A 22,721-nucleotide genomic window follows, 5' to 3' on the forward strand; every position below is an offset into this window, starting at 1 on the left:
GCGGCGTGATAAGACGGGTCAGGATCTGTTGAGCCCCAGCATGGAAGCGGAAAAATTGCGCAGTCAAACCGGTTGGGAAGCGGTCTTTGATGGCGCGATTGTGATCGGCGCCGGCGCGGCCGGCCTTGCCGCCGCCCACGCCCTGATGAAGGCCGGCGTACCGACGCTCGTCCTGGAAAAGGAGAGCCGGCTTGCCGAGCCCTGGCATCGGCGGCACCAACGTCTGCACCTCAACACGCATCGCGATCTCTCGACGCTGCCCGGCATCGGCTATCCCGCAGGCACCCCGGCCTTCCCGCACAGAACCGCCGTCATTCGCCATCTGAACGATTTCAGCCAAGTGCACCGGCTGCCTGTCACATTCGGCGTTGCCGTCGAAGAGATCACGTTCGATGGCGATCACTGGACCGTACAGACCAATTCCGGATCCCGTCCGGCGCGCCATGTCGTCGTCGCCACCGGGCGCGACCGGCAGCCGTTTATTCCCGCATGGAAAGGCATGAAGGATTTTGCCGGCCGGATCGTCCATTCGGCAGATTTTGGCGAGGCGAAAGACTATGCCGGCAAAAAGGTGCTGGTGGTCGGTGCCGGCAATTCGGGTTTCGACGTCCTCAATCATCTTGCGGATGCAGACGCCGAAAGCATCTGGCTGTCGGCCCGCAATGGTCCGTCATTGCTGCCGAAACGCATCTGCAAGATCGCCGTCCACAGGCTTTCGCCTTTCATGGCGCGCTTGCCGGTACGGATTGCCGATGCGGTGATGGCGACAACCCAGCGCCTGGTTTTCGGCGACCTGACGAAATTCGGGCTTCCGCCGGCCTCCATAGGAGGTGCGAGCCGTCTGAGCGCCGACTACACCGCGATCGCAGCCGATGACGGCGCGGTTCGCGCCATCAAGGCAGGCATGATCGTGGTGGTGCCGCCATTGCGAGAATTTACTCGCGACGGCATCATATTGAACGACGGCAGGTTTATCACGCCCGATATCGTCATCTCAGCGACCGGCTACCGGACCGGGCTGGAGCAGATGGTCGGCAAGCTCGGCGTTCTCGACGGCAAGGGCGTTCCGCTTTTCAACGGCGGCGAAGCCGACCCGCGATTGCCCGGTCTGTGGTTTACCGGCATGCGGCCGAGCATTCGCGGTTGTTTCGCCAATGCCCGCATTCAGGCTAGGGCGATAGCGGCGCGGATTGTCAAGCGGCGATAATGAGCAGGACTATGCCGACTGTTCCGCCCGAATAGACACGCCTTGTTGGAACGTGCTCGAACCGAAAGGTCAATGATCATGACGCCAGTCAGCATTCGCTACATTGTCGATGATGTCGCCGCCTCGATCGACTTCTATTGCGGACATCTGGGCTTCGCCGTCCAACAGGACGCGCGACCGGCTTTTGCCTCCGTCACGCGCGGCGCGTTACGGCTCCTTCTAAGCGGACCCGGCAGTTCGGGTGCTCGGGCGATGCCCGACGGCCGGCAGCCGGTGCCGGGAGGCTGGAACCGCATCCTGCTGGTAGTGCCGGACCTGAAAGAAGAGGTTGCGCGTCTCAAGAGTGCTGGACTTGTCTTTCGCAACGATATCATAACGGGCGTCGGCGGTTCCCAGACCCTGCTCGAAGACCCATCCGGCAATGTCATCGAGCTGTTTCAACCCGCCGCTCACTGACGCAATAACACGGCATCTTAGATCCGATCTGCCCAATCGAACGCCTCTCCCCGATAATCCAACGCATTTCCCCGAAAGCAGGACATGATGAATTCGAGACCCTCGATCGCCTTCGCCAAATTCGCCGCGCCCAAAAAGGGCAGCGTTTTCGTTCTGGCGGCCGACGAGGGCGGCCTCGGTGATGCGGTCAGGGCCTGCGATCCGGCAAAGACCCTCGAGCGGGCCTTTCCCGTCGCCGACTTCACCGGCAAATTCGCCAGCCAGGTCGAAGTGCTGGCACCGGAAGGGACGTCGCTCGAGCGGCTGGTGGCGGTCGGCGCCGGCAAGGGCTCCAATCTCGATGACTACGCCTGGCTGAAGCTCGGCGGCACGATTGCCGCATCCTTTCGCAAGGCAACCGAAGTGGCCGTCGTGCTCGATCTTCCCGGCGCCGCCGTCAGCGGCAGGCAAGCCGTTCAGCTTGCCGCGGGCATCCTGCTGCGCAGCTATTCCTTCGACAAGTACAAGACCAAAAAGGACAATGGTGACGGCAAGCGTGAGCCAAAAAAGCCGGTAAAGGTGACCATTCACACGGCCGATCCGGCGGCCGCAAAGAAGGCCTTTGCCGATGAAGCGGCGGTGATCGACGGCGTCTTGCTGGCGCGCGATTTGGTCAATGAACCGGCCAATGTGTTGGGACCGGTGGAATTCGCCGCCCGCATCGCCCAACTGGAGGCGCTCGGCGTCACGGTCGAGATCCTGGCCGAGAAGGAGATGAAGAAGCTCGGCATGGGTTCGCTGCTGGGCGTAGCGCAGGGCTCGCCGCGTGGCGCCCGCATCGCCGTCATGCGGTGGGACGGCGGCAAGGCCAAGGAAAGCCCGGTCGCCTTCGTCGGCAAGGGAGTCACCTTCGACACCGGCGGTAATTCGATCAAGCCGGCCTCCGGTATGGAGGACATGAAGGGCGACATGGGCGGCGCTGCTGCCGTCACCGGGCTGATGCACGCGCTGGCCGCGCGCAAGGCGAAGGTCAATGTCGTGGGCATTGTCGGGCTGGTCGAAAACGCCGTCGACGGCCACGCTCAACGACCGGGCGACATCGTCACCTCGATGTCTGGCCAGACCATCGAAGTGCTCAACACCGACGCCGAGGGCCGCCTCGTGCTGGCCGATGCGCTGTGGTACTGCAACGACCGCTTCCAGCCGAAATTCATGATCAATCTGGCGACGCTGACCGGCGCCATCATGGTCGCGCTCGGCCAGCATTATGCCGGCCTGTTCTCTAATAATGACGAGCTAGCGGACCGGCTGACGGCGGCCGGTCAGGCGACGCAGGAGCGGTTGTGGCGCATGCCGCTCGGCGCCGAATACGACAAGCTGATCGAGTCCAAGAATGCCGACATGAAGAATATTGGCGGCCGTTATGGCGGCGCCATCATCGCCGCGCAGTTCCTGCAGCGCTTCGTCAAGGACACGCCCTGGGCGCATCTCGACATTGCCGGCACCGCGATGGGCTCGCCCTCCAACGAGATCAACCAGTCATGGGCTTCCGGATTCGGCGTCAGATTGCTCGACCGATTGGTGCGCGATCATTACGAGCAATGAGCGGCGCGCCAAATGATTTAGACTGAAGTCATGGCCGAAATCCTGTTCTATCACCTGACCGAATCGACCCTGGAGGACGCGCTGCCCGGCCTCCTGGAGCGCAGCATCGATCGCGGCTGGCGCGCCGTGGTGCAGACCGGCACCGAGGAACGGCGCGACGCGCTGGACCAGCATCTGTGGACTTTCCGGGACGATTCGTTCCTGGCCCATGCAACGGACCGCGAAGCCCATCCCGCCGAGCAGCCGGTGCTTCTGACCGTCGGACCTGACAATCCGAACCAGGCGCAGATACGCTTCCTGGTCGATGGCGCGGTGCCGCCGGAGCTTGGCGGCTACCAGCGCGCCGTGTTCCTGTTCGACGGCCACGATGCAGCCCAGCTAGAGGCGGCACGCACGCACTGGAAGACAATGAAGGAGGCCGGCCACACCGTGACCTACTGGCAGCAAACACCGGACCGGCGCTGGGAACGCAAGGCTTAGAAGACCTGAGCAAGCCCGATGCCGCCTGATGATCAAACACCAAGCATATCGATAGATGCCGCACTTGTTCGCCGCTTGATTGCCGCGCAGTTCCCTGAATGGGCGGACCTGCCGGTAGAGCCGGTCGAGCCTGGCGGCTGGGACAACCGCACCTTCCGGCTGGGCGATCGAATGTCGGTGCGGCTGCCCAGCGCTGCCGCCTATGTTGCCCAGGTCGAGAAGGAGCATCGCTGGCTGCCTCGCCTCGCGCCTCACTTGCCTCTGCCGATACCGGTGCCACTGGCCAGAGGCGCGCCCGGTGAAGGCTATCCATGGCCTTGGTCCGTCTATCGCTGGCTTCGCGGCCGGCCGGCGGCTGGTGGGCTGATTGCCGATCTCAATGAATTCGCTCGTTCGCTGGCCGGCTTTCTGGTTGCGCTCTACCGGATCGACGCCGCTGGCGGACCACCGGCAGGTCAGCATAATTTCCACCGCGGTGGCCAGCTTTCAGTCTACGACGCCCAGACCCGAGCCGCGCTTTCGGCGCTCGGCGGCCGCATCGACAAGGCAACCGCCGAGGCGGTGTGGGCGACCGCGCTCGGCTCGCGATGGCAAGGGCCGCCGGTCTGGGTCCATGGCGACGTTGCCTCAGGCAATCTGCTCGTCGAAGATGGCAAGCTCTGCGCGGTCGTCGATTTCGGCAGTTCGGCTATCGGCGATCCTGCCTGTGACCTGGTGATCGCATGGACGGAATTTTACGGCGAGAGCCGCCAGGCGTTCCGCGACGCCATTTCCCTTGACGAGCACAGCTGGGCGCGCGCTCGGGGCTGGGCGCTCTGGAAGGCGCTGATCGTCGCTTCGGGACATGACGGCAACCAGCGCGAGGCGGAAAAATCGTGGCGGGTTATCAATGAGGTGCTGGCGGATCACACAAACAGTTAGAGCGGGATGGAGAATTCAGTTTGAACGCATCCCGCTCCAAAAACGAAAGCATTACTGCCCGCCCGTCTCCCTCCTGAACGTATCGAAATCGACCTGCATGCCGTTGAAGATAGAGCTCCAAGCGCCCATGGTCGACTGGATGTCCTTGATGGTTGCGTCATAGTCGTCGGCACGGGCCGGTGCGGAGGCCAGCGTCAGGGTCAGCGCGTGGACCGTGGAGGCGAGCAAGGATGCATGATGAAGCGAAGAGGGCGTGGATGAAAACGATATGGAAGCTGTTCATGGCGTTCTCCTCTGGTTTTTGTTGGCCTTACGATGTAAGGTAATGTCGAAAATTAACCTTACAGCGTAAGTTGTCCAGCGGCACCATGGACATATCAGTCAAAAAAAAGCGAACGCGCGGCCGGCTGTCTCGCGAGATGATCGAGGATGCGGCTTTCGAGGTAATCGAGAGGGAGGGGCTTTCCGGCTTTTCGATGCGCAAGCTGGCGGCAGAACTCGGCTGCGAAGCGATGAGCATCTACCATCATTTCCCCTCCCAGGCGCATCTTTACGAGGCACTGGTCGATCGACAGATCAGCTCGATCAAGATTCCTGACGACGGCATGCCTTGGCGCCAGCGGATCCACGTCGCCGTGAAGGAATACCGCCGGGTCGCCACCGAACATCCCGCCTTTGCGCCGTTCATTGTGGTCTACCGCATGAATTCGCCGGCATGTCTCGCCAAGCTGAACCACGTGATCGGCCTGTTCGAAGCCGGCGGTTTCGGTTTGGAACTCAGCGCCCGGTTGTTCCGAGCCACGAGCTACTATCTGATGGGCGCGATCCTTGACGAGACGGCCGGCTACGCCAAGGGGCCTTCGGCGGTCACCACGGTGAGCGATGAAGCGCTAGCGCGGGATTTCCCCGGCGTCATGGCTGCCGGGGCATATTTCGGCACAGCCGGTTTTGACAAGACCTTCGATATAGGCCTCGACATGTTGCTGGACGAGATGGAGCGCATCCGCGACGGTGCCAATGCGAGGTAGTTGCATCAACGGGGCATTGTCCGCATGCGCTTTTTGTTTCTTCTGATCCTGCTCATCGGTACCGGCATCGGCGTCGTCTATCCCTGGGCGATGACCAATTTCTCCGGCCGTGAGATCGGCACCTGGCGGGTTTACGACCAGGGCCGGTTCAAGCCGGTGACGGTGGCCCTGAGCGCACGCGACGGGCCGCTACGCGTGCTGGTCGATCTTACTGCAAGAGCCGAGCGCATCGTCTCGCAGCAGCGCACCGTGCTGACCCTGACCGCCGCCACCGGCGGCAGGACGGTGCTCGCCTCGACGCTGCAGTTCAATCACTCCGACAATCCGCGCCAGGTCAGCCCACAGCTGCCGGACAGGATCTTTCGCGACGAGGCCGGCCTGATCCCGAGCGTTACCCCCGGTTCCTACATCTTCACCGTCGGTCCGGGCGACGCCGAGGGCATTCCGATGCGGGCCGTCGACCTCGTCCTGCGCTCGGCTGCCGGCGAGGTCGACCGCCGGGCGCGGCCGGTCGGTTTTTCCCTGATGGCGGCCGGCCTGGCCGGGCTGGCGCTGGCATTCCGTTTCGGCGGCCGCCGGCCGGAAAATCCGAACTCGCAGCCGCCACCGCCGCGCTGGGGCAGGGGCTCCAATTGAACTATCGCCACGCCTACCATGCCGGGAACTTCGCCGACGTCGTCAAGCATGCCGTGCTCAGCCGGCTGATCGAATATCTGAAGCAGAAGGACAAGGCGTTTCGGGTCATCGACACCCATGCCGGCATCGGCCGCTACGATCTGTCCTCAACCGAAGCGCAAAAGACGGGCGAATGGCAGGGCGGCATAGGCCGGCTGGCCGATTGCGCCCACGCCGCCCCGGCGGCGGCATTGGGGGCCCCGTTTATTGGAGCCGTCCGTTGGCTCAATCCGGACGGCGGCGTGAAAAAATACCCGGGTTCGCCGCTGATCGCCCGGCACCTGCTGCGCAAGCAGGACCGGCTGTCGGCGGTCGAGCTGCACCCTAAGGATGCTGCCAGGCTGAAGGCGCTGTTCGACGGTGACTTCCAGACCCGGGTGATCGAGCTCGACGGCTGGCTGGCGCTCGGCGCGCATCTGCCGCCAAAGGAGAAGCGCGGCCTCGTGCTCATCGATCCGCCTTTCGAGGAAGAGGGCGAGTTCGGTCGCTTGGTCGACGCGCTGCAAAGAGCCCATCGGCGCTGGCCAGGCGGCATTTACGCGCTGTGGTATCCGCTCAAGGACCGCAAGGCGGTCGCCGCCTTCCGAAAGGCGCTGAAGCAAACGGGCATTCCCAGGCTGCTCGACGTCGGCTTTGAGATCAGGCCGGCCTCGGTCGAGCCGAGCCTCGACGGCTGCGGCATGGTGATGGTCAATCCGCCCTTCACCCTGGAGGGCGAGTTGCGGACGCTGCTGCCGGCGCTGCACCGGCTGCTTGCTGTCGAGCAGCCATCGCATTGGACGCTGGACTGGCTGGCGGGAGAGTAGTTTGAGGTGCGGTCCTTGCCGTTCCCTCAGCGCAACCATCGTCACCGTAACCATCGTCACTACAACCGCTTGACCGCGCGTCAGCGAATCCGCACAGTGCGCGCAGTCGACCTTGAGAGGCTGCCATGACTCGCTTCGCCCAATCCGCCCTTGCCGCACTGCTCGCCGTTTGCACGCCGCTGGCTGCGCCTCTCGGCGTTACTCAGGCGGTGCAGGCCGCCGACCTTGCAATCTATACCGATGAGGACAGCGGCGTCTGCGGCGAGGCCTGGGTGCTGAACAAAATCACCGACCGCTTCTCGTATCAGGTGCATCACGTGCCGCATCTGCCGGATGTGCAGATCGTCGACTTCCAGCGCATCCACCAGCATCGCTATCTGCCGGCCGACGACACCTGGCCAATCGGCCGCCATTATTGCGGCGCCACCGTCAGCCTCTCCGACGGCCACGCCCGCACCATCTGGTATCTGATCGAGGAAGGCCAAGGCTTTGCCTCGATAGGCGACAATGTCGAATTCTGCGTCTCGGGCTTCGACCGCTGGATGGTCTACAACGGCCGCTGCCGCGTCCTGCGCTGAACCAGTGCCTTCCGATTCCCGTTGGATTGTTGCGTCACTTAGGTGGTCGAGAAAAGAAACACCTGACGGCCGTCAGGATCGCGGACGATCACACGCCTGCCCATAGCCGTCGCCTTGACATCCGCAATGATTCCAAAACCATTGGCCTTCGCGGCAGAAGCCGCTTCGTCCGCGTCGGTGACCTCGAAGCCGATCATCGTTCCCGCTCCTTCCGCCGTCGTTCCTTCGTTTGCCGGATAGAGTTCGATCGCGAGCCCTTGACCTTGGAACGCGAAATGTATCGGACCGGAGCCGTGCTGCTCTTGCCTGAAGACAATTCCGAAATTCGCATAGAAAGCCGCGGCTGATCTGGGGTCAGCCGAAAACCATGTGACAAATGCCAAGCTCGGCAAGGGGGGCATTCATACCTCTCTGGTGTGTGGACTGTCCGGCGCTCAAGGTCGGACGGAGGTTGCGAAAATCGTAGATTTCCATGCAGGTCAACGCCAACCGGCCACATCGATCACTTTGCGGGGAAACAGCACTACATGGATTCGCTTGTTTATATTGTTGCAATTGGGGCGGTCGTTGCAGGTTTCGTCCAAGGGCTGTCCGGGTTCGCTTTCAGCCTGGTTGCCATGTCGTTTTGGGTTTGGACCGTGGAGCCCCAGCTTGCTGCTGCCATGGCGGTCTTTGGGGCGCTCACCGGCCAAATCATCGCCGCCGTCACCGTCCGCCGGGGTTTCGACCTCAAGCTTCTGCTGCCATTCCTGATCGGCGGGACCATAGGAATTCCGGTCGGTGTCGCCATCCTGCCCCTGCTGGATGTGCACTTGTTCAAGTTGATCTTCGGCGCGCTGCTGGTCGTTTGGTGTCCCTTGATGCTTTTTGCCCGTCGCCTCCCTCCCATCACGCTCGGGGGGCCTGTTGCAGACGGTGCAATAGGTCTGGTTGGCGGCATCATGGGCGGGCTTGGCGGCTTCACCGGCCCGGTTCCAACGTTGTGGTGCGTGCTGCGGCAATGGGAAAAGGACAGGCAGCGCATTGTCATCCAGAATTTCAACCTTGTGACCCTCTCCATGACGATGGCCGCCTATCTTGCGACCGGAAAGATCAAGCTCGAAATGCTGCCGATGTTTGCCATCGTCGCGCCGGCGATGTTGATACCGACACTCCTTGGCGCGAGACTCTACATCGGCATCAGCGAAGCAACGTTTCGAAAGATCGTCCTCACGCTCTTGGCCGCATCAGGTGCGGCATTGCTGGCATCGGCCTTGCCGCATCTCATGAGCCGGGTTTGAATCCGACGTACAGAAATCCCCGACTTCCGCCGTGCCCTGCGCTATCGACCGATGCGGTCCGCGCCCGATAGGTAGGCGCAGATCAGTTCGACGAGTTGCTTTTGCAGCTCCGGCGCGGCGAGCATGTTTCGGCGTGCCGCGTTATGGATCACACCTTCGATCGCCGACGACAGCACGCGCGCGACGGTCTCCATGTCGGCGCCTTTCCTTGGCTTGCGATAGGCGGCGACGGCCGTCGCGTAGTGGTTGAGATATTGTGTCTGGAACGAAGCATGGGCGGCCCTGGAGCGGCGGTCGCCCGGCGCCTCGTCGAGCAGCACCTGGTGCAGTGTCGGGTGAATGCTGTGCGCCGCGATCATGCCGCGCACCAGTTCCTGCGCGAATTTCCTGAGCGGCTTTTGGTCTTCTGCCGAATCGCGAATGACCGACAGCACATGATCGAAGTGACGGCGCCGGAGGGCTTCGAGCAGGGAAAGCTTGTCGGGAAAATACTGGTAGAGCGTGCCGATGCTCACGCCCGCAGTCTCGGCCACCTTGTTGGTGGTGAAGCCGGCCCAGCCCAGCCCGCTCAGAACATGAGCCCCCGCCGCGACGATCGCCTCGACGGTCGCCCTGGAACGCGCCTGGCGCGGCTGCTTGCGCATGCGCGGATACGGTTTTGCAATGCGAGTAGACACGCCCGCCCATTCTCCTGAAAATATGAACAACATACTCGCATTTCCAGAAAAGGACACCGACCATGAGTGCGCACGCCCTGCTTCGCAGCCTGTTTGCCTATCAGGCCTGGGCAAATGACGAACTGCTGGAAAGGCTCGTCAGTCTCGACCCGCCCGTTCACGGCAAGGAACGGCAGGCCGTGATACGGCTCATCGATCACAGCCATGTGGTGTCGCGGATATTCTCAGCCCACCTGGTTGGTGCAAGCCATGGCTACTCCGCCGACAACATCGAGGACACGCCGGCCCTCGACGAACTTCGTGCCGCAGTCGCGGCGACCGATCGGTGGTATCTCGATTATCTCGAAACCGTTTCGTCGCAACAGCTCTCCGAGCCCGTCGCATTCGTGTTCACCGACGGGGATAAGGCATTGATGTCGCGACAGGAAATGCTGACCCACGTCGTACTGCACGGCGTCTATCATCGCGGTGAAGCGGGGCGCATCCTGGCGCAGATTTCCGTCACGCCGCCATGGGATACCTTCGCCGTCCATCTCCACAGGGCCGAGCCTTCGCGCCGGCTGCAGAAGCAGCGCGAGCCGCTCGGCGCCTGAACGGCCGAGCGTTTTCGATTACGAGATCGGCTCGACCGGATCTATCGAGCGATATCCTGTCTTTCAGAAATGCGAGCTATCTGCTTACTTTCATCGCGTCGTGCAAGATAGTGCAGCGGCGTGCTCGTCGCGTTGCTTCGTACTTACCTGTAGTTTATCGTTTCGGACAAGACGAGGCGGGCGACCGCCTTCGCTCTTGACAATGTTCGCGCTGAGCGTCGGACGTTGAAGCGCAGAGCTGGTCGAAAAGGTCCTGAGCTTGACGCGAAGACCGGTCGAGATAGAGCGAGCAGAATTTCTGTCGCAGAACTTCGCTGCGCGACACAAAGATTCGCAGCCGATTTTTGCACCGGTAAAATGGTCGCGCGCTCGCCGTAACCGAAACTTAAGCTGCAGAAATCATTCTAATGCTTCGCTGGCTAGCAAGCCGCGAGTCAGATATGCATTGCGCGCCGGGTCAATAACGGCCGTCGGCACAACGGAAGGGGCATGATATGGCTAAGCAGTCATCCAAAGCGCCGGCATCCAAGGCACCGGCAAAGAAAGCACCAGTAAAAGCAGCGGCGGCAAAGGCCGCAACTGCTGTGAAGAAAGCAGCACCCGCTGCCAAAGCGAAGGCCGCCGCGCCTAAGGCAAAAGCAGCGCCGGCGAAAAAGCCGGCCGCCAAGGCGGCGGCAAAACCAGCCGTGAAGAAAGCAGCACCTGCCAAGGCAAAAGCAGCACCGGCCAAGGCCAAGGCTGCACCGGCAAAGAAGGCGGCACCGGCCAAGAAGCCGGCTGCAAAGGCTGCTGCGAAACCCGCTGCGAAGAAGGCAGCACCGGCAAAGGCCGCCGCTGCAAAATCTTCCGCAGCAGTGAAGAAAGCAGCGCCCGCGGCCAAGCCGAAGGCAGCGCCCGCAAAGGCGAAGGCCAAGAAGTAGTCGCCGCTCTCCGATCGCCGGGGACAGTACTCAAGACAGCCAGGGCGGGATGCCGGACAGGCGCCTCGCTTGCTAGCTGACGGTCGGGCAGGACGAGAAAGAGGCGGGAGGAAGATGTCTTTTCGCAGCTCCCAGGACTTCGCCACGCGGCGAAGTCCGGTGGGATTTTCGTGGCTGCCAAAGACCAACCTTCGGTGCAAGGCCGAGTTGGTAGCTGATCGGATTTGGATTGTCCGACCTGCTCGCTTCTGCCGCCGCACCTCCGGCTCATCGCATCCAGATTGAAGTCGAGACAATGGCTGCGCGCTGGCGGCGCGGTTTTCCGCCTCTGGCCGTTGATGAAGCCAGCATGATCGGTCAACAGTGCCCACGCACGAGCCCCAATCGGAATCGATTTTCGGTGGGGGTCATGCGCGAAGTCACAATGCTACCGCGTCCTCTTGCGCGTCCAACAGGACATATGGAGCTGTAGCCGGTAAACAGGAATCGACAATGCCCAGACTGCTCTACGCGTCTACTTCTCCCTACAGTTCCAAGGTGCGCATGGCAGCACTTCATGCCGGCATTGCGGTCGATCTCGTGCCGATAAAGACCGAGGAAAAGCCGGCCGCGCTGATCGGCGCCAATCCGCTCGGCAAGATCCCGGTGCTGGTGCTCGACGACGGCCGCTCGGTCCACGACAGCCGCGCCATCACCCAGCATCTCAACCGGATGTCGAAGAACGCATTGTTTCCGCGTAATCCCGACAAGCGCCTCGAGGCGGAGGTGCTGGAGGCGTTGGCCGACGGCATCTGCGACTGCGCGCTGTCGATGGTCTATGAGCGGCGCACGCGGCCCGAAGAGATGGTCTACCAGCCTTGGCTCGAGCGCCAGTGGAGCAAGATTTCGGCCGCGCTCGATCTGCTCAACGCCAACCCGCCGAAGCTGCCGAAGAAAATCACTGTCGGCCAGATCGCGCTGCGCGCTTGCCTCGGCTATCTCTCGCTGCGCTTCGCCGGAAAATGGGAAAAGGGCCGCGGCCGGCTGACGCGCTGGGCGGCACGCTTCGACGAGAAATTCCCGGAGCTGAAGCCCGGCATCCCGGCTTGAGGGCGGGGATGGCGAAGCTACCGATCTTCCCCTAATGCATGTCGCGCAAAAGTGTGCAGCGGTTTTGTGATAACGACATGCATAAAACAGGAACCTAAGGCGCGTCGCATGCCGCCGGTCGAACGCGACGCGCTTTAGCGGATTCCTGGCGGGGGAGGCGCAACGGCCAATTTCGACATGCTGGGAGTGAGCCGGGCCGGCGAGGCTGGAAGGTTGGTCTTGGGGGCATTTTGGTCGACAGACGTTCCGCCCAGTCTTATCGTCGCTTTCTAAAACGTAAGCCGGTGGGGGAGGGCGATTTGATACAGCGCTTGTTTGCCCTGATCATTTGTCTATCCGCGTGCACTGGCATTGGCCTTGAACTCAGCACCTTGATCAAGGGCGGTGCATCGATGCTTGGCTCGCTGTGGGTGTTGGTGGGATATTTCACGATCCTGACCAACGGTCTTGTCGCCATTGTATTCGCAGCCATAGCGCTCCTCGGGGAGCGTTTCGACCATCCAACGCTGGTGGCGTGGACGGCTGCCGTGATGGCCCTGGTCGGGGTGATTTTCGCGGTGTTGCTCCAAGGGCTGCGCACTTTGGCTGGCGCGACCGCCGAAGCAACCTTTCTGCTCCACCAACTCAATCCTGTCCTTGTCTTATTGTTCTGGCTTCTATTCACGCGAAAGGGGAGGCTCTCGTGGCGCGATCCGCTTCTATGGGCGCTCTATCCCCTGGCCTATCTCGCTTATGCCCTGGCTCGTGGTGTCGCTGAAGGGAAATACGCTTACCCGTTCATAGATGTGTCCGCCAATGGCTGGGTCGCAGTCATGTCGAATGCCGCCACTATCGCCCTCGGTTTCATCGCAGCAGCCGAAGTTCTGGTCCTGGTCGACCGGATGCTGGCTCAACGCTGACCTCGAGATCACGCGTGCCCATGCCGACAGGATGGGCACCGGGCACAAAAAAAGCCGGGCGCGAGGCCCGGCTTTTTCGTGTCGTGGCTTGGACGACTTAGAACTTCATACCGACGCCGAAAGTGACGCGATTGTCGGTCGACTTGACCTTGCCGATACCGTCGAAGTTCTTGTCGCCGAAATCGGTGTAGCGGTACTCGACACGGCCGAACACATTGTCGGTAATCTTGATGTCGGTGCCGACGCCGGCCGTCCAGCCGAGCATGGTGTTGGTGTCGCTGAAGCCGGCGGCTTCCACCTTCTGGTTCTTCAGCGCGCCACCGGCGGTGCCGTAGAGCAGGATTTCCGGGGTAACAGCGTAGCCGAGGCGAGCGCGCAGCGAGCCTTCGACGCCGCCCTTGGCCTCGATGCCGGCATCGTCGCCCTTGACGCCGTTATAGCCGATATCGGCTTCGGCACCGTAGACGAAGTTCTCCTGCTGCCAGTTGTAGCCGCCGAAGACGCCGCCGACGAAGCCCTTGGTATCGATGTCGACACCAACGGTTTTGGCATCGGCATGGCCGGCGAAGCCGTAGCCGACGCTCACACCGGCATAGGGGCCGGCCCAGGATGCGACCGGAAGTTCGGCGATCGGGGCAGGTGCCGGCGGCTCTTCCTGAACCACGTCCGCGGCATAGGCGGTTCCGCCGAGGGCGAACAGCCCAAACGCCACCGCGAGCGGTCGCGCAAATTTAAGATTGGCTTGCATTGTTCTTTACTCCTTAAGCCACAGGACACAGGCTTGTTTTTTCATGAGCGCCCTCAACCCGTCCGGGGGGTGAAACGGATCCGGCGTTCAACGGTTCCAAATGTCGTGTCGAAATGCGGCTGAAGCGAACCTGAACTTGGGTCATTCCCTGGCACGAATGAGGCAGAACCTTGACGTTGCATCTTCGCAACAGCGAGATGTCAGCAGGTTCGCCGTGCTGCACTGCATACGGCTTGGTGCAAGGGCTCCCGCGCCCTATATTGCGGTCGGGCTGGCCCGGATTCCGGTCGAGCCAGAATGCCGACCGGGCCACTTTGCCACAATCCTGCCCCAGGTGGAAATGGGATTTAACACTTGGCAGGCCATATTTTGCCGGCCCGGTCCCGGCAGGTCGGAATCGGCATCAGATTGAGGATTGACAGATGAGCAAGGTCGCCGCGACGGCACTGGTGACAGGCGGGGCGAAGCGGATCGGCAGGGCGATCGTCGAGGATCTTGCTGCGCACGGTTTTGCCGTCGCCATTCACTGTAATCGCTCGCTGGCCGAGGCGGAGGCACTGGCGGCCGGGATCAACAGTGGTCATTTTGGTCGAGACGGCAGGGCCGCTGTGGTTGCTGCCGACCTGACCGACATGGACGCCGTCGGCAACCTTGTCGGCCGCGCGGCGGCGGCGCTCGGACCGGTGTCGCTGCTGGTCAACAACGCCTCGCTGTTCGAGCACGACAGTGTTGACGATTTCGACTGGCCGGCCTGGGATCGCCATTTCGCCGTGCATGTCAAGGCGCCGGCTCTGTTGGCGCAGACTTTCGCCCGGGCCTTGCCGCAGAGCAGTGAGGGGTTGATCGTCAACATGATCGACCAGCGCGTCTGGCGGCCGACGCCGCGTTATTTCTCCTATGCGCTGTCGAAGTCGACCTTGTGGGCAGCGACCGAGATGATGGCGCAGGCGCTGGGTCCCCGCATCCGCGTCAACGCCATCGGTCCGGGCCCGACCTTGAAGAACACGCGCCAGCACGACAGCGATTTCGACGCGCAGATTGCCGGCCTGATCCTGAAGCGCGGCCCGGAATTGCCCGAATTCGGTGACACCATCCGTTACCTCTGGGCGGCACGCTCGGTCACCGGCCAGATGATCGCGCTTGACGGCGGCCAGCATCTTGCATGGCAGACGCCCGATGTGACAGGCATGACGGAATGAGCCCCATGGACCAGAAACAAAAAACGCGCGGCGGCGCCGACGACCTGCCGCCCGAAATCGACCTCGAGGACGAGGCAGCCGAGGAGGTCGTCGAGCCTGCAGCCGCTGGTCCGGACGTCACCTTCACCGCCATCGACTGGACGCCGCATGCCGGCGATGCCGACGGCATGGTCGGCGCCGAGGTGATCCAGACGCTGGTCAAGCGGCTGCCCAACGCGCCCGGCGTCTACCGCATGATGAATGCCGCCGGCGACGTGCTCTATGTCGGCAAGGCACGCAGCCTGAAGAAGCGGGTCACCAACTACGCGCAAGGTCGGTTCCACACCAGCCGCATCGGCCGCATGGTGCGCGAGACGTCGACGATGGAGTTCGTCGTCACCCGCACCGAGATCGAAGCGCTGCTGCTTGAAGCCAACCTCATCAAGCGCTTGCGGCCGCGCTTCAACGTGCTGATGCGCGACGACAAGTCGTTTCCCTATATCCTGTTGACCGGCGACCATGTCTCCCCCGGCATCTACAAGCATCGCGGCGCGCGCTCGCGCAAGGGCGACTATTTCGGCCCCTTTGCCTCAGCCGGCGCCGTCGGCCGCACCATCAATTCGCTGCAGCGCGCCTTCCTGCTCAGGAGCTGCACCAACTCCTTCTACGAGAACCGCACCCGGCCTTGCCTTTTGTTCCAGATCAAGCGCTGTGCCGGCCCGTGCACCGGCGAGATCTCGCATGGCGACTATGCAAGGCTTGTCGCCGAGGCGAAGGATTTTCTCTCCGGCCGCAGCCAGAAGGTGAAGACGGAGATCTCCGCTGCCATGCAGCAGGCTTCGGAGAACCTCGATTTCGAACGCGCCGCCATCTATCGCGACCGGCTGGCGGCGCTGTCGCATGTGCAGAGCCATCAAGGCATCAATCCGCAGACTGTCGACGAGGCCGACGTCTTCGCCATTCATCAGGAGGGCGGCCAGGTCTGCATCCAGGTGTTCTTCTTCCGCACCGGCCAGAACTGGGGCAACCGCGCCTATTTTCCCAAGGCCGATCCGGCGCTCGAAGCTGGCGAGGTGCTGGGTTCGTTCCTGGCGCAGTTCTACGACGACAAGCCGACGCCACGCACCATCCTGTTGTCGTATGGCGTCGAGGACCAGGAATTGCTGGCGGAGGCGCTCTCCACGCGCGCCGGCCGCAAGGTGTCGATCTCGGTGCCGCAGCGCGGCGAGAAGAAGGACCTGACCGACAACGCGCTGCAGAACGCGCGCGAAGCGCTCGGCCGACGGCTCGCCGAGACCTCGACCCAGGCGCGGCTGCTCACCGGCTTTGCCGAGACCTTCGGCCTGGAAAAGCCGCCGGTGCGCATCGAGGTCTATGATAACTCGCACATCATGGGCACCAACGCCGTCGGCGCCATGGTCGTCGCCGGGCCGGAAGGGTTTGTGAAGAACCAGTATCGAAAGTTCAACATCCGCTCGACCGAGATCACGCCGGGCGACGATTTCGGCATGATGCGCGAGGTGATGCAGCGGCGCTTCTCGCGGCTGTTGAAGGAACATGGCGATGCCCCGCAAACCGAGAGTGCGGACGAGGCGAGCGCTACCGGACCGGGCGACGATGTCGAGGACGCCGGCGGCTTTCCGGCCTGGCCCGACGTCATCCTCATCGACGGCGGCCAAGGCCAGATGACGGCGGTGCGCAAGATCCTGTCCGATCTCGGCATCGAGAACCGCGTCGTGGCCATCGGCATCGCCAAGGGTCAGGACCGTGACGCCGGCCGCGAACGCTTCTTCGTCAAGGGCAGGGACTCATTCTCGCTGCCCGTACGCGATCCGGTGCTCTATTTCGTCCAGCGGCTGCGCGACGAGGTCCATCGCTTCGCCATCGGTTCGCACCGCGCCCGCCGCAAGAAGGAGATGGTCAAGAGCCCGCTCGACGAGATCAGCGGCATCGGCCCCGGCCGCAAGCGCGCGCTGCTGATGCATTTCGGCACGGCCAAGGCGGTCAGCCGCGCCGCCGTTGAGGATCTGGTCAAGGTTGACGGCATTTCCGAGCAGGTGGCGAAATTGGTCTACAATCATTTTCACGAGAGCTAAGATCTATTGCCGATATTTCGGCTGGCTAATCGATTCTGGCCTGTTGACCCCCCACATTCGCTTCTGATTTGACTAAGCAGGCAGAAAGAGTTCCCAAACATGGCCCAGCGCGCGTTCAACCTGCCTAACATGCTCACCTATGCCCGCATTCTGGCGGTGCCGTTGGTCGTGCTGTGCTTCTTCCTGGAAGGGCATCTGAAATCGAGCGACTTCGCCCGCTGGTCGGCGCTCATCATTTTCCTGCTCGCCTCGATCACCGATTACTTCGACGGCTATCTGGCGCGCGCCTGGCAGCAGACCTCCAATATCGGCAAGATGCTCGACCCGATCGCCGACAAGCTGCTGGTCGCCACTTGCCTGCTGCTGCTCGCCGCCGACACCGACCGCCATGCCGGCATCGCCGGCTGGTCGCTGTGGGCGGCGATCATCATCCTGTGCCGCGAGATCCTGGTCTCGGGTCTGCGCGAATATCTGGCGGCCCTGAAGGTCTCGGTGCCGGTGACGCAACTGGCCAAATGGAAGACCACCATCCAGATGGTCGCCATTGCCTTCCTGCTTGCAGGCCCCGCCGGCGACAAGATCTTTCCACTGACCACCCAGACCGGGCTGGTGCTGCTGTGGATCGCAGCCCTGGTCACGCTCTACACCGGCTACGACTATTTCCGCGCCGGCCTCAAGCACATCATGGACGAGTAACATGTCGACCAAGCTCATCTATTTCGCCTGGGTGCGCGAGCGGATCGGCAGACCGGAGGAAGACGTCGAACTGCCGGACGGCATTGAAACCGTCGCCGACCTGTTGCGCTGGCTGAAATCACGCGGCGAGGAATACGAGAACGCGCTGCAATATCCTGATGTGATCCGCGTCGCCATCAACCAGGAACATGTCGAGCACCGCGAGAAGATCGCCGGCGCGCGCGAGATCGCGCTGTTCCCGCCGATGACCGGTGGCTGAACCATGTCCGCGGTGGTGCCTGTGGTGCGCATCCAGGCGGAGGACTTCGATGTCGCCGCCGAGATCGCCAGGCTGACCCAGGGTCGCAACGACATCGGCGCTGTGGTGACCTTCTCCGGCCTTTGCCGCGACGAGCAAGGCAGACTCTCCGCGCTTGAGCTCGAACATTATCCCGGTATGGCCGAAGCCGAGATTTCCCGCATCGCCGGCGAGGCAATCGAGCGTTGGCCACTGCAGGGCCTCACTGCCATCCATCGCCACGGCAAGATCGCGCCCGGCGAAAACATCGTGCTGGTGGTGGCGGCTTCCGCCCACCGGCAGGCGGCGTTCGAGGCCGCGAATTTCCTGATGGACTATTTGAAATCACGGGCGCCGTTCTGGAAGAAGGAACACCATAGCGACGGTTCGGAGGGCGGCTGGGTCGACGCCAAGGAGGCCGACGACAAGGCGGCGAGCCGCTGGAAGCAGCCGCCGTCCGAATAAAATCCCGACGGCCGTTCCCATACCCTGCCGGCCATTTATTGACCGCAATCCTGCGAGACCCTTGGCCGGAAGGGGAGCAGGATCATGCTGGACAAGATTGCCGAGTTCTTCATCTTCGGGCTGGCGCCGCTGGCCCTCGGCATCCTGGCCGTTCCGGATCATTCCGCGGCTGCCGAAAAGACCCTCAAGGGCGAGGTGATGTATCGCGAGCGCATCGCCCTGCCGCCTAATGCCGTGCTTTCCGTGCAGCTTGCCGACGTGTCGCTGGCCGACGCGCCGGCCGCAATCATCGGTGAGCGCAAGGTGGTGCCGGCCGGCCAGGTGCCGATCAAGTTCGAGATCAGCTTCGATCCGCAGGTGATCCGGCCTGATATGACCTACGCTCTGCAGGCGCGCATCACTGTCGACGACCGGCTGCTGTTCGTCACAGGTGCGCGCCACCAGGTCGACCCGCTCAGCGACGCGCCACAGACCATCATGCTGAAAATGGCGGCGCCGAGCGCCGAGCCGGCGACAGCTTCCGTGTTCGGCCAAAGCTGGCTGGTCGAATATATCGACGGCATCGGCGTGATTGCCGAGCCGCGGGCGACATTCCGGATCAGCGAAGCCGGCAAGGCCGGCGGCAGCGGCCCTTGCAACGTCTATTTCGCTACCGCCAAAGTCGATGGTTCGACGATTACCATCAGTGACATCGGTTCGACCTTCAAGGCCTGCGCGTCCGAGACCATGGCCGAGGAAAAGGCGCTGTTCGAGGCGCTGGCCAAGGCAGCGTCGTACCATATCGACGCCGGCAAGCTCATCATCGCCGACAAGGATGACCGCGTCATCCTGCGGTTCAATGCTGCGAGTTGAGACTTGTCGATATTCAGGTGAGGCCTGCACCGGCTCGGCCTGCCCTGATTCTCAACAGGCCTTGGACCGTTCCGAAACGATCACACCTGTGGTGGCGGCGCAGACGTCAGGCCGAAGCGGCGCGTCAAAGGCTGGCTCGCCGGAAGAGATAGCGACGGTCGTGGCCTTCCTTGCTTCCGATGACGCCTCGTTCGTCTCCGGCCACGGCCTGCTCGCCGATGGCGGCTATTCGGTCGCCTGATCGGCCGCATGTCGATCACGTTGTGTTTCAGCCGGAATAAACCGGACAGAGCGCGCGTTACGTCCTCATACGATGGCGGGTAAGGCAAAAGGGATGTTTGTCCCTTCGTTGATGCCGCCAGAATGGCTGCGGCTCGTTCTGGCCTTAACTCAAAGGAGTCCAGACATGAAAACGCACGCGCTTATCCTTGCCGCCACCGGTGCATCGCTCCTTGCCTTCACCGGCCTTGCCAAGGCGGACGACCATCTGTTCGATGCCCTTCAACATGGTCTCAGTCCTGACAGCCAGCCTTTCCAGACCAACAAGGCTGGTCATAGCGGCGATCTCGCGCCCGGGCAGGGTAGCCCGTTCACAGGTCACGATACACAGACGCCGGCCACCGACACGGAAGCGGCGAACGAACATGCGAACGTGAAGGAACGCCAGGCGAAATAGACTGGCAGAACCCGCCGCTAGGGGGCGGCGGGCGAGATCTATCGGGCGACGACCGCATACACCAGGCATTCTCAATTTGTCGCGAGTTTGAATACCGCGCCGTAGTGGTAGGGCGGTATATCCATCAGTTCGGCGAGCTTGAACCCGCTTGCTTCCGCCGCCGCGGTGGTCTGTCCGGGTGACAGCCTCAGCTCGGTCTTCGGTCCGCGTGGCTCGCCCAGAACCGTGGTCTGCTCGCGCGGCTGCTGGTGCCAGTTGACGATGGCAAAACGACCGGCCCTGCCAAGCGTCGCCCGCACGGCGCGGGCAAGGCGCGGCCGGTCCGGAACGCCATGGAAAGCGTTGGCCATGAAGACGAAGTCGACGGGCCGGGGCACCAGCCTGGCAAGCTCATAGGCGTCGCCCGCCACAAACTCGCAATTGCTCGCGCCTCCGTCGGCCAGCCGCCGCCGGGCGACTTCGAGCAGATCGGCATCGATGTCGATGGCGATGACCTGACGAACGACCCTGGCCATTGGCAGCGTGAACCAGCCGTCGCCGCAGCAGAGATCGACCACATCCATGCCGTGCTTCATTCCCACCGCCGTCAACACCCCGGCAGGGTCGGGCCACAACGCCTCCCACCAGCCGCCGGTCGGCATCTCGGTGCCCTGAAACAAGCCGGGAATGGTGCTGGTCATGGCCTGGTCGGCTCCGTTGTCGCGACCGCGTTTGATCCGTGCCCTCGAGCTTAACGCACCCATGACCCGTCGAGGAGCCTGAACCTGAAATGTCTGCTAACGAAAAAGGCCGGCGTTGCGCCGGCCTCTTTGATGGGTTCGGGATGCCGGCTTAGCCGACGATCTCGGTGTCCGAGAACCAGTATTTGATCTCCTGCGCGGCGGTTTCCGGCGCATCGGAACCATGCACGGAATTCTCGCCGATCGACAGCGCGTGCAGCTTGCGGATGGTGCCTTCGGCGGCGCTTGCCGGATTGGTGGCGCCCATCACTTCGCGGTTCTTGGCAATGGCGTTCTCGCCTTCCAGCACCTGCACGATGGTCGGGCCCGACGACATGGACTCGACCAGCTCGCCGAAGAACGGACGCTCCTTGTGGACGGCATAGAAACCTTCTGCCTCGCGGCGGCTCATCCACACCCGGCGCGAAGCGACGACGCGCAGGCCGGCATCTTCCAGTATCTTGGTGATGGCGCCGGTGAGATTGCGACGGGTCGCGTCCGGCTTGATCATGGAAAAGGTGCGTTCGAGCGCCATGGGATCGTCCTTGTGATGGAGAGTGGAATTGAGGGTGGCGGGCTCTATACAAGCCGCCCGCCGGCTTGCCAAGGGGAGGTGGGCGCACAGCGCGTCGCCGTCAGCCAGACCCAATGTGTCATAGCTCTATCTCGATCGTCAGGTTGGCCGTGTCGCCAGCCCTAAGGCCTTCGCGGACCCGCACCGCCGTCTTGATCGGCAAGAGCAGGCTGCCGGATTTCTTGTCGGGAAACAGCGATGTCCGCCATCTGGTCTGGCCGATGACGGCTTCCACGCCAAGCGAGCCCCAGGGCCTTGCCATCCCCACCATCGCCGTCTTGATCCATGCTCCAGGTTCCGGCGGTAGCGTCACGAAAGGCCAGCCGCCCTTGCCCGGATAGACCCAGATCTCGGCCTGCACCTCGCAGCGAAACATTCTATGCCCTTCCTCAGATCAAGGCCGTCACGACTGGCTTTGCCTTGGTCTCTTGTTGGCGATGCTGACGATCGGCGAAACATCCATGATATCCATTCTGCCCTGCAGCGGAGGAGTCATTCTCCCCTGCAAAGAGAATGGCTTTCCTGCAAAAAGAATGGCAGCGCCGCCGTTGCACTACCGTTTTATCACGATCGAAGCGCGCCGGACTTCCCAACCTTGCCGTTCCAGTTCCGGCACGCTGTGTTCCTCGCTTGGATAGCCGACACAGAAATAGCCGATCAGCGTCCACTCCGCCGGCACGTCCAGGATCGTCGCCACCTCGGCCGGATCGAGGATCGAGACCCAGCCCATGCCTATTCCTTCGGCGCGCGCCGCCAGCCACATCGTGTGGACTGCCATGACAGCGGAATAGTCTATGGTGGCTGGCATGGTCAGGCGGCCGAGCCCATGCCCTTGCTCGGTTGCGCGGTCGGCGAAAACCGCAAGCTGGCAGGGCGCCTCATTCAGGCCGGCAAGCTTCAGGCGCCCATAGAGCGCGGCGCGTTCGCCGCAAAAATTTGCGAGTGCCTCCGCGTTGCAGCGCTCGAAGCAGGCCCTGACGGCAGCGCGGCATGCTTCGCTCTCGACGACGACGAAGCGCCAGGGCTGGCTCAGCCCGACGGAAGGCGCGGCGCTGGCAAGCTCGAGCAGCCGCTCCAGCGCCCCTTCGGGGAGCGGCGTCGGCTTGAACCGCCTGACGTCGCGCCGCCACAGGAAAAGATTGGCGAGCCCGGCGCGAAAGTCGGCCGGGAACTCTGGGTTTGCGGTCATGGCGCGCTGCCTTTGTTGTGATTGCCCGGTTCGCCGGATGTTCGTCTTGTTTGCTTCG

30 protein-coding genes are annotated in these 22,721 nt (G+C 62.7%); 21 read left to right on the forward strand and 9 right to left on the reverse strand.

Annotated elements, in window-relative coordinates; all coding sequences use genetic code 11:
• The first annotated feature begins 40 nt into the window (after window positions 1-40).
• The 5 genes from NKH05_RS10925 (at window position 41) to NKH05_RS10945 (ending at window position 4,648) form a co-directional block, all read left to right on the forward strand.
• Entirely contained in the window at window positions 41-1,207 is a 1,167-nt protein-coding gene (locus tag NKH05_RS10925) for a flavin-containing monooxygenase (protein WP_352481799.1), read from the forward strand.
• A gap of 72 nt (window positions 1,208-1,279) precedes the next feature.
• Window positions 1,280-1,663, forward strand: a complete 384-nt coding sequence (locus NKH05_RS10930; RefSeq protein WP_352494878.1) for a VOC family protein — start codon at window positions 1,280-1,282, stop codon at window positions 1,661-1,663.
• 87 nt (window positions 1,664-1,750) lie between these two features.
• The gene (locus NKH05_RS10935) at window positions 1,751-3,247 is read left to right on the forward strand and encodes a leucyl aminopeptidase (RefSeq protein ID WP_023719811.1); all 1,497 of its coding nucleotides are present in this window, start codon (window positions 1,751-1,753) and stop codon (window positions 3,245-3,247) included.
• Window positions 3,248-3,277: 30 nt separating this feature from the next.
• Window positions 3,278-3,727 carry a DNA polymerase III subunit chi gene (locus tag NKH05_RS10940; RefSeq protein WP_023719810.1) on the forward strand — a complete coding sequence of 150 codons (450 nt, stop codon included), beginning with the start codon at window positions 3,278-3,280 and terminating at the stop codon, window positions 3,725-3,727.
• An 18-nt stretch (window positions 3,728-3,745) separates the two neighbouring features.
• Entirely contained in the window at window positions 3,746-4,648 is a 903-nt protein-coding gene (locus NKH05_RS10945) for an aminoglycoside phosphotransferase family protein (RefSeq protein WP_352515674.1), read from the forward strand.
• A gap of 51 nt (window positions 4,649-4,699) precedes the next feature.
• Here NKH05_RS10945 and NKH05_RS10950 read toward each other — a convergent pair whose 3' ends face one another.
• A complete protein-coding gene (locus NKH05_RS10950; RefSeq protein WP_352481796.1) occupies window positions 4,700-4,876 on the reverse strand; it encodes a hypothetical protein in 177 nt (58 codons plus the stop codon).
• Window positions 4,877-5,016: 140 nt separating this feature from the next.
• Here NKH05_RS10950 and NKH05_RS10955 point away from each other — a divergent pair, with 140 nt between their 5' ends.
• The 4 genes from NKH05_RS10955 to NKH05_RS10970 all read left to right on the forward strand — a co-directional run bounded on the left by NKH05_RS10955 (window position 5,017) and on the right by NKH05_RS10970 (window position 7,735).
• Entirely contained in the window at window positions 5,017-5,676 is a 660-nt protein-coding gene (locus tag NKH05_RS10955) for a TetR/AcrR family transcriptional regulator (protein WP_352481795.1), read from the forward strand.
• 24 nt (window positions 5,677-5,700) lie between these two features.
• Window positions 5,701-6,312, forward strand: coding sequence for a hypothetical protein (locus NKH05_RS10960; protein ID WP_023719807.1), 612 nt, complete (start codon window positions 5,701-5,703; stop codon window positions 6,310-6,312).
• Window positions 6,309-7,157, forward strand: coding sequence for a 23S rRNA (adenine(2030)-N(6))-methyltransferase RlmJ (locus NKH05_RS10965; RefSeq protein WP_353025385.1), 849 nt, complete (start codon window positions 6,309-6,311; stop codon window positions 7,155-7,157). The genes NKH05_RS10960 and NKH05_RS10965 overlap by 4 nt, the downstream gene beginning before the upstream one ends.
• 125 nt (window positions 7,158-7,282) lie before the next feature.
• Window positions 7,283-7,735, forward strand: a complete 453-nt coding sequence (locus NKH05_RS10970) for a hypothetical protein (RefSeq protein WP_352481793.1) — start codon at window positions 7,283-7,285, stop codon at window positions 7,733-7,735.
• A gap of 38 nt (window positions 7,736-7,773) precedes the next feature.
• On the opposite strand, the gene NKH05_RS10975 is transcribed toward NKH05_RS10970, so the two are convergent.
• Window positions 7,774-8,136, reverse strand: a complete 363-nt coding sequence (locus tag NKH05_RS10975; RefSeq protein WP_352481792.1) for a VOC family protein — start codon at window positions 8,134-8,136, stop codon at window positions 7,774-7,776.
• Window positions 8,137-8,262: 126 nt separating this feature from the next.
• Between NKH05_RS10975 and NKH05_RS10980 the strand changes: the two genes are divergently transcribed.
• Entirely contained in the window at window positions 8,263-9,015 is a 753-nt protein-coding gene (locus tag NKH05_RS10980) for a sulfite exporter TauE/SafE family protein (RefSeq protein ID WP_352791490.1), read from the forward strand.
• Window positions 9,016-9,056: 41 nt separating this feature from the next.
• Here the strand turns inward: NKH05_RS10980 and NKH05_RS10985 are convergent, their stop codons facing one another.
• A complete protein-coding gene (locus NKH05_RS10985; RefSeq protein WP_502905019.1) occupies window positions 9,057-9,692 on the reverse strand; it encodes a TetR/AcrR family transcriptional regulator in 636 nt (211 codons plus the stop codon).
• A 62-nt stretch (window positions 9,693-9,754) separates the two neighbouring features.
• On the opposite strand from NKH05_RS10985, the gene NKH05_RS10990 reads away from it, so the two are divergent.
• Entirely contained in the window at window positions 9,755-10,285 is a 531-nt protein-coding gene (locus NKH05_RS10990) for a DinB family protein (RefSeq protein ID WP_352856503.1), read from the forward strand.
• 457 nt (window positions 10,286-10,742) lie between these two features.
• On the opposite strand, the gene NKH05_RS10995 is transcribed toward NKH05_RS10990, so the two are convergent.
• Window positions 10,743-11,165 carry a hypothetical protein gene (locus NKH05_RS10995; protein ID WP_210164499.1) on the reverse strand — a complete coding sequence of 141 codons (423 nt, stop codon included), beginning with the start codon at window positions 11,163-11,165 and terminating at the stop codon, window positions 10,743-10,745.
• 532 nt (window positions 11,166-11,697) lie between these two features.
• Between NKH05_RS10995 and NKH05_RS11000 the strand changes: the two genes are divergently transcribed.
• Window positions 11,698-12,294: a glutathione S-transferase family protein gene (locus NKH05_RS11000; protein WP_023719799.1), complete on the forward strand. Its 597-nt coding sequence runs from the start codon at window positions 11,698-11,700 to the stop codon at window positions 12,292-12,294.
• A gap of 299 nt (window positions 12,295-12,593) precedes the next feature.
• The gene (locus tag NKH05_RS11005) at window positions 12,594-13,193 is read left to right on the forward strand and encodes a Pr6Pr family membrane protein (RefSeq protein WP_353025386.1); all 600 of its coding nucleotides are present in this window, start codon (window positions 12,594-12,596) and stop codon (window positions 13,191-13,193) included.
• Window positions 13,194-13,290: 97 nt separating this feature from the next.
• Here the strand turns inward: NKH05_RS11005 and NKH05_RS11010 are convergent, their stop codons facing one another.
• Window positions 13,291-13,941 (reverse strand): outer membrane protein, encoded by a 651-nt coding sequence (locus NKH05_RS11010; protein ID WP_023719797.1) that lies wholly within the window; start codon window positions 13,939-13,941, stop codon window positions 13,291-13,293.
• A 422-nt stretch (window positions 13,942-14,363) separates the two neighbouring features.
• Here NKH05_RS11010 and NKH05_RS11015 point away from each other — a divergent pair, with 422 nt between their 5' ends.
• The 8 genes from NKH05_RS11015 to NKH05_RS11050 all read left to right on the forward strand — a co-directional run bounded on the left by NKH05_RS11015 (window position 14,364) and on the right by NKH05_RS11050 (window position 20,181).
• Window positions 14,364-15,140: an SDR family oxidoreductase gene (locus tag NKH05_RS11015; RefSeq protein ID WP_023719796.1), complete on the forward strand. Its 777-nt coding sequence runs from the start codon at window positions 14,364-14,366 to the stop codon at window positions 15,138-15,140.
• Window positions 15,137-17,215: an excinuclease ABC subunit UvrC gene (gene uvrC, locus NKH05_RS11020; protein ID WP_352495590.1), complete on the forward strand. Its 2,079-nt coding sequence runs from the start codon at window positions 15,137-15,139 to the stop codon at window positions 17,213-17,215. Before NKH05_RS11015 ends, uvrC begins: the two co-directional genes overlap by 4 nt.
• Before the next feature lie 99 nt (window positions 17,216-17,314).
• Complete coding sequence (pgsA, locus tag NKH05_RS11025; RefSeq protein WP_127316551.1) at window positions 17,315-17,911, forward strand: CDP-diacylglycerol--glycerol-3-phosphate 3-phosphatidyltransferase; 597 nt, start codon at window positions 17,315-17,317, stop codon at window positions 17,909-17,911.
• Window position 17,912: 1 nt separating this feature from the next.
• A complete protein-coding gene (moaD, locus tag NKH05_RS11030; RefSeq protein WP_352495589.1) occupies window positions 17,913-18,170 on the forward strand; it encodes a molybdopterin converting factor subunit 1 in 258 nt (85 codons plus the stop codon).
• Between the two features lie 3 nt (window positions 18,171-18,173).
• A complete protein-coding gene (locus tag NKH05_RS11035) occupies window positions 18,174-18,653 on the forward strand; it encodes a molybdenum cofactor biosynthesis protein MoaE (protein ID WP_352495588.1) in 480 nt (159 codons plus the stop codon).
• An 84-nt stretch (window positions 18,654-18,737) separates the two neighbouring features.
• The gene (locus tag NKH05_RS11040; protein WP_352495587.1) at window positions 18,738-19,505 is read left to right on the forward strand and encodes a YbaY family lipoprotein; all 768 of its coding nucleotides are present in this window, start codon (window positions 18,738-18,740) and stop codon (window positions 19,503-19,505) included.
• A gap of 61 nt (window positions 19,506-19,566) precedes the next feature.
• Entirely contained in the window at window positions 19,567-19,746 is a 180-nt protein-coding gene (locus NKH05_RS11045) for an SDR family oxidoreductase (RefSeq protein WP_023719786.1), read from the forward strand.
• 165 nt (window positions 19,747-19,911) lie between these two features.
• Window positions 19,912-20,181 (forward strand): hypothetical protein, encoded by a 270-nt coding sequence (locus NKH05_RS11050; protein WP_023719785.1) that lies wholly within the window; start codon window positions 19,912-19,914, stop codon window positions 20,179-20,181.
• Window positions 20,182-20,252: 71 nt separating this feature from the next.
• Here the strand turns inward: NKH05_RS11050 and NKH05_RS11055 are convergent, their stop codons facing one another.
• The 4 genes from NKH05_RS11055 to bluB all read right to left on the reverse strand — a co-directional run bounded on the left by NKH05_RS11055 (window position 20,253) and on the right by bluB (window position 22,663).
• Window positions 20,253-20,861: a class I SAM-dependent methyltransferase gene (locus NKH05_RS11055; protein WP_352495586.1), complete on the reverse strand. Its 609-nt coding sequence runs from the start codon at window positions 20,859-20,861 to the stop codon at window positions 20,253-20,255.
• Between the two features lie 151 nt (window positions 20,862-21,012).
• Window positions 21,013-21,435, reverse strand: a complete 423-nt coding sequence (gene ndk / locus NKH05_RS11060) for a nucleoside-diphosphate kinase (RefSeq protein WP_023719783.1) — start codon at window positions 21,433-21,435, stop codon at window positions 21,013-21,015.
• A 118-nt stretch (window positions 21,436-21,553) separates the two neighbouring features.
• The gene (locus tag NKH05_RS11065) at window positions 21,554-21,850 is read right to left on the reverse strand and encodes a DUF1905 domain-containing protein (protein ID WP_352495585.1); all 297 of its coding nucleotides are present in this window, start codon (window positions 21,848-21,850) and stop codon (window positions 21,554-21,556) included.
• Between the two features lie 177 nt (window positions 21,851-22,027).
• Window positions 22,028-22,663: a 5,6-dimethylbenzimidazole synthase gene (gene bluB / locus NKH05_RS11070; protein ID WP_352495584.1), complete on the reverse strand. Its 636-nt coding sequence runs from the start codon at window positions 22,661-22,663 to the stop codon at window positions 22,028-22,030.
• Window positions 22,664-22,721 lie beyond the last annotated feature (58 nt).

The organism is Mesorhizobium sp. M1399 (assembly GCF_040317735.1).
Classification (GTDB): Bacteria; Pseudomonadota; Alphaproteobacteria; order Rhizobiales; family Rhizobiaceae; genus Mesorhizobium.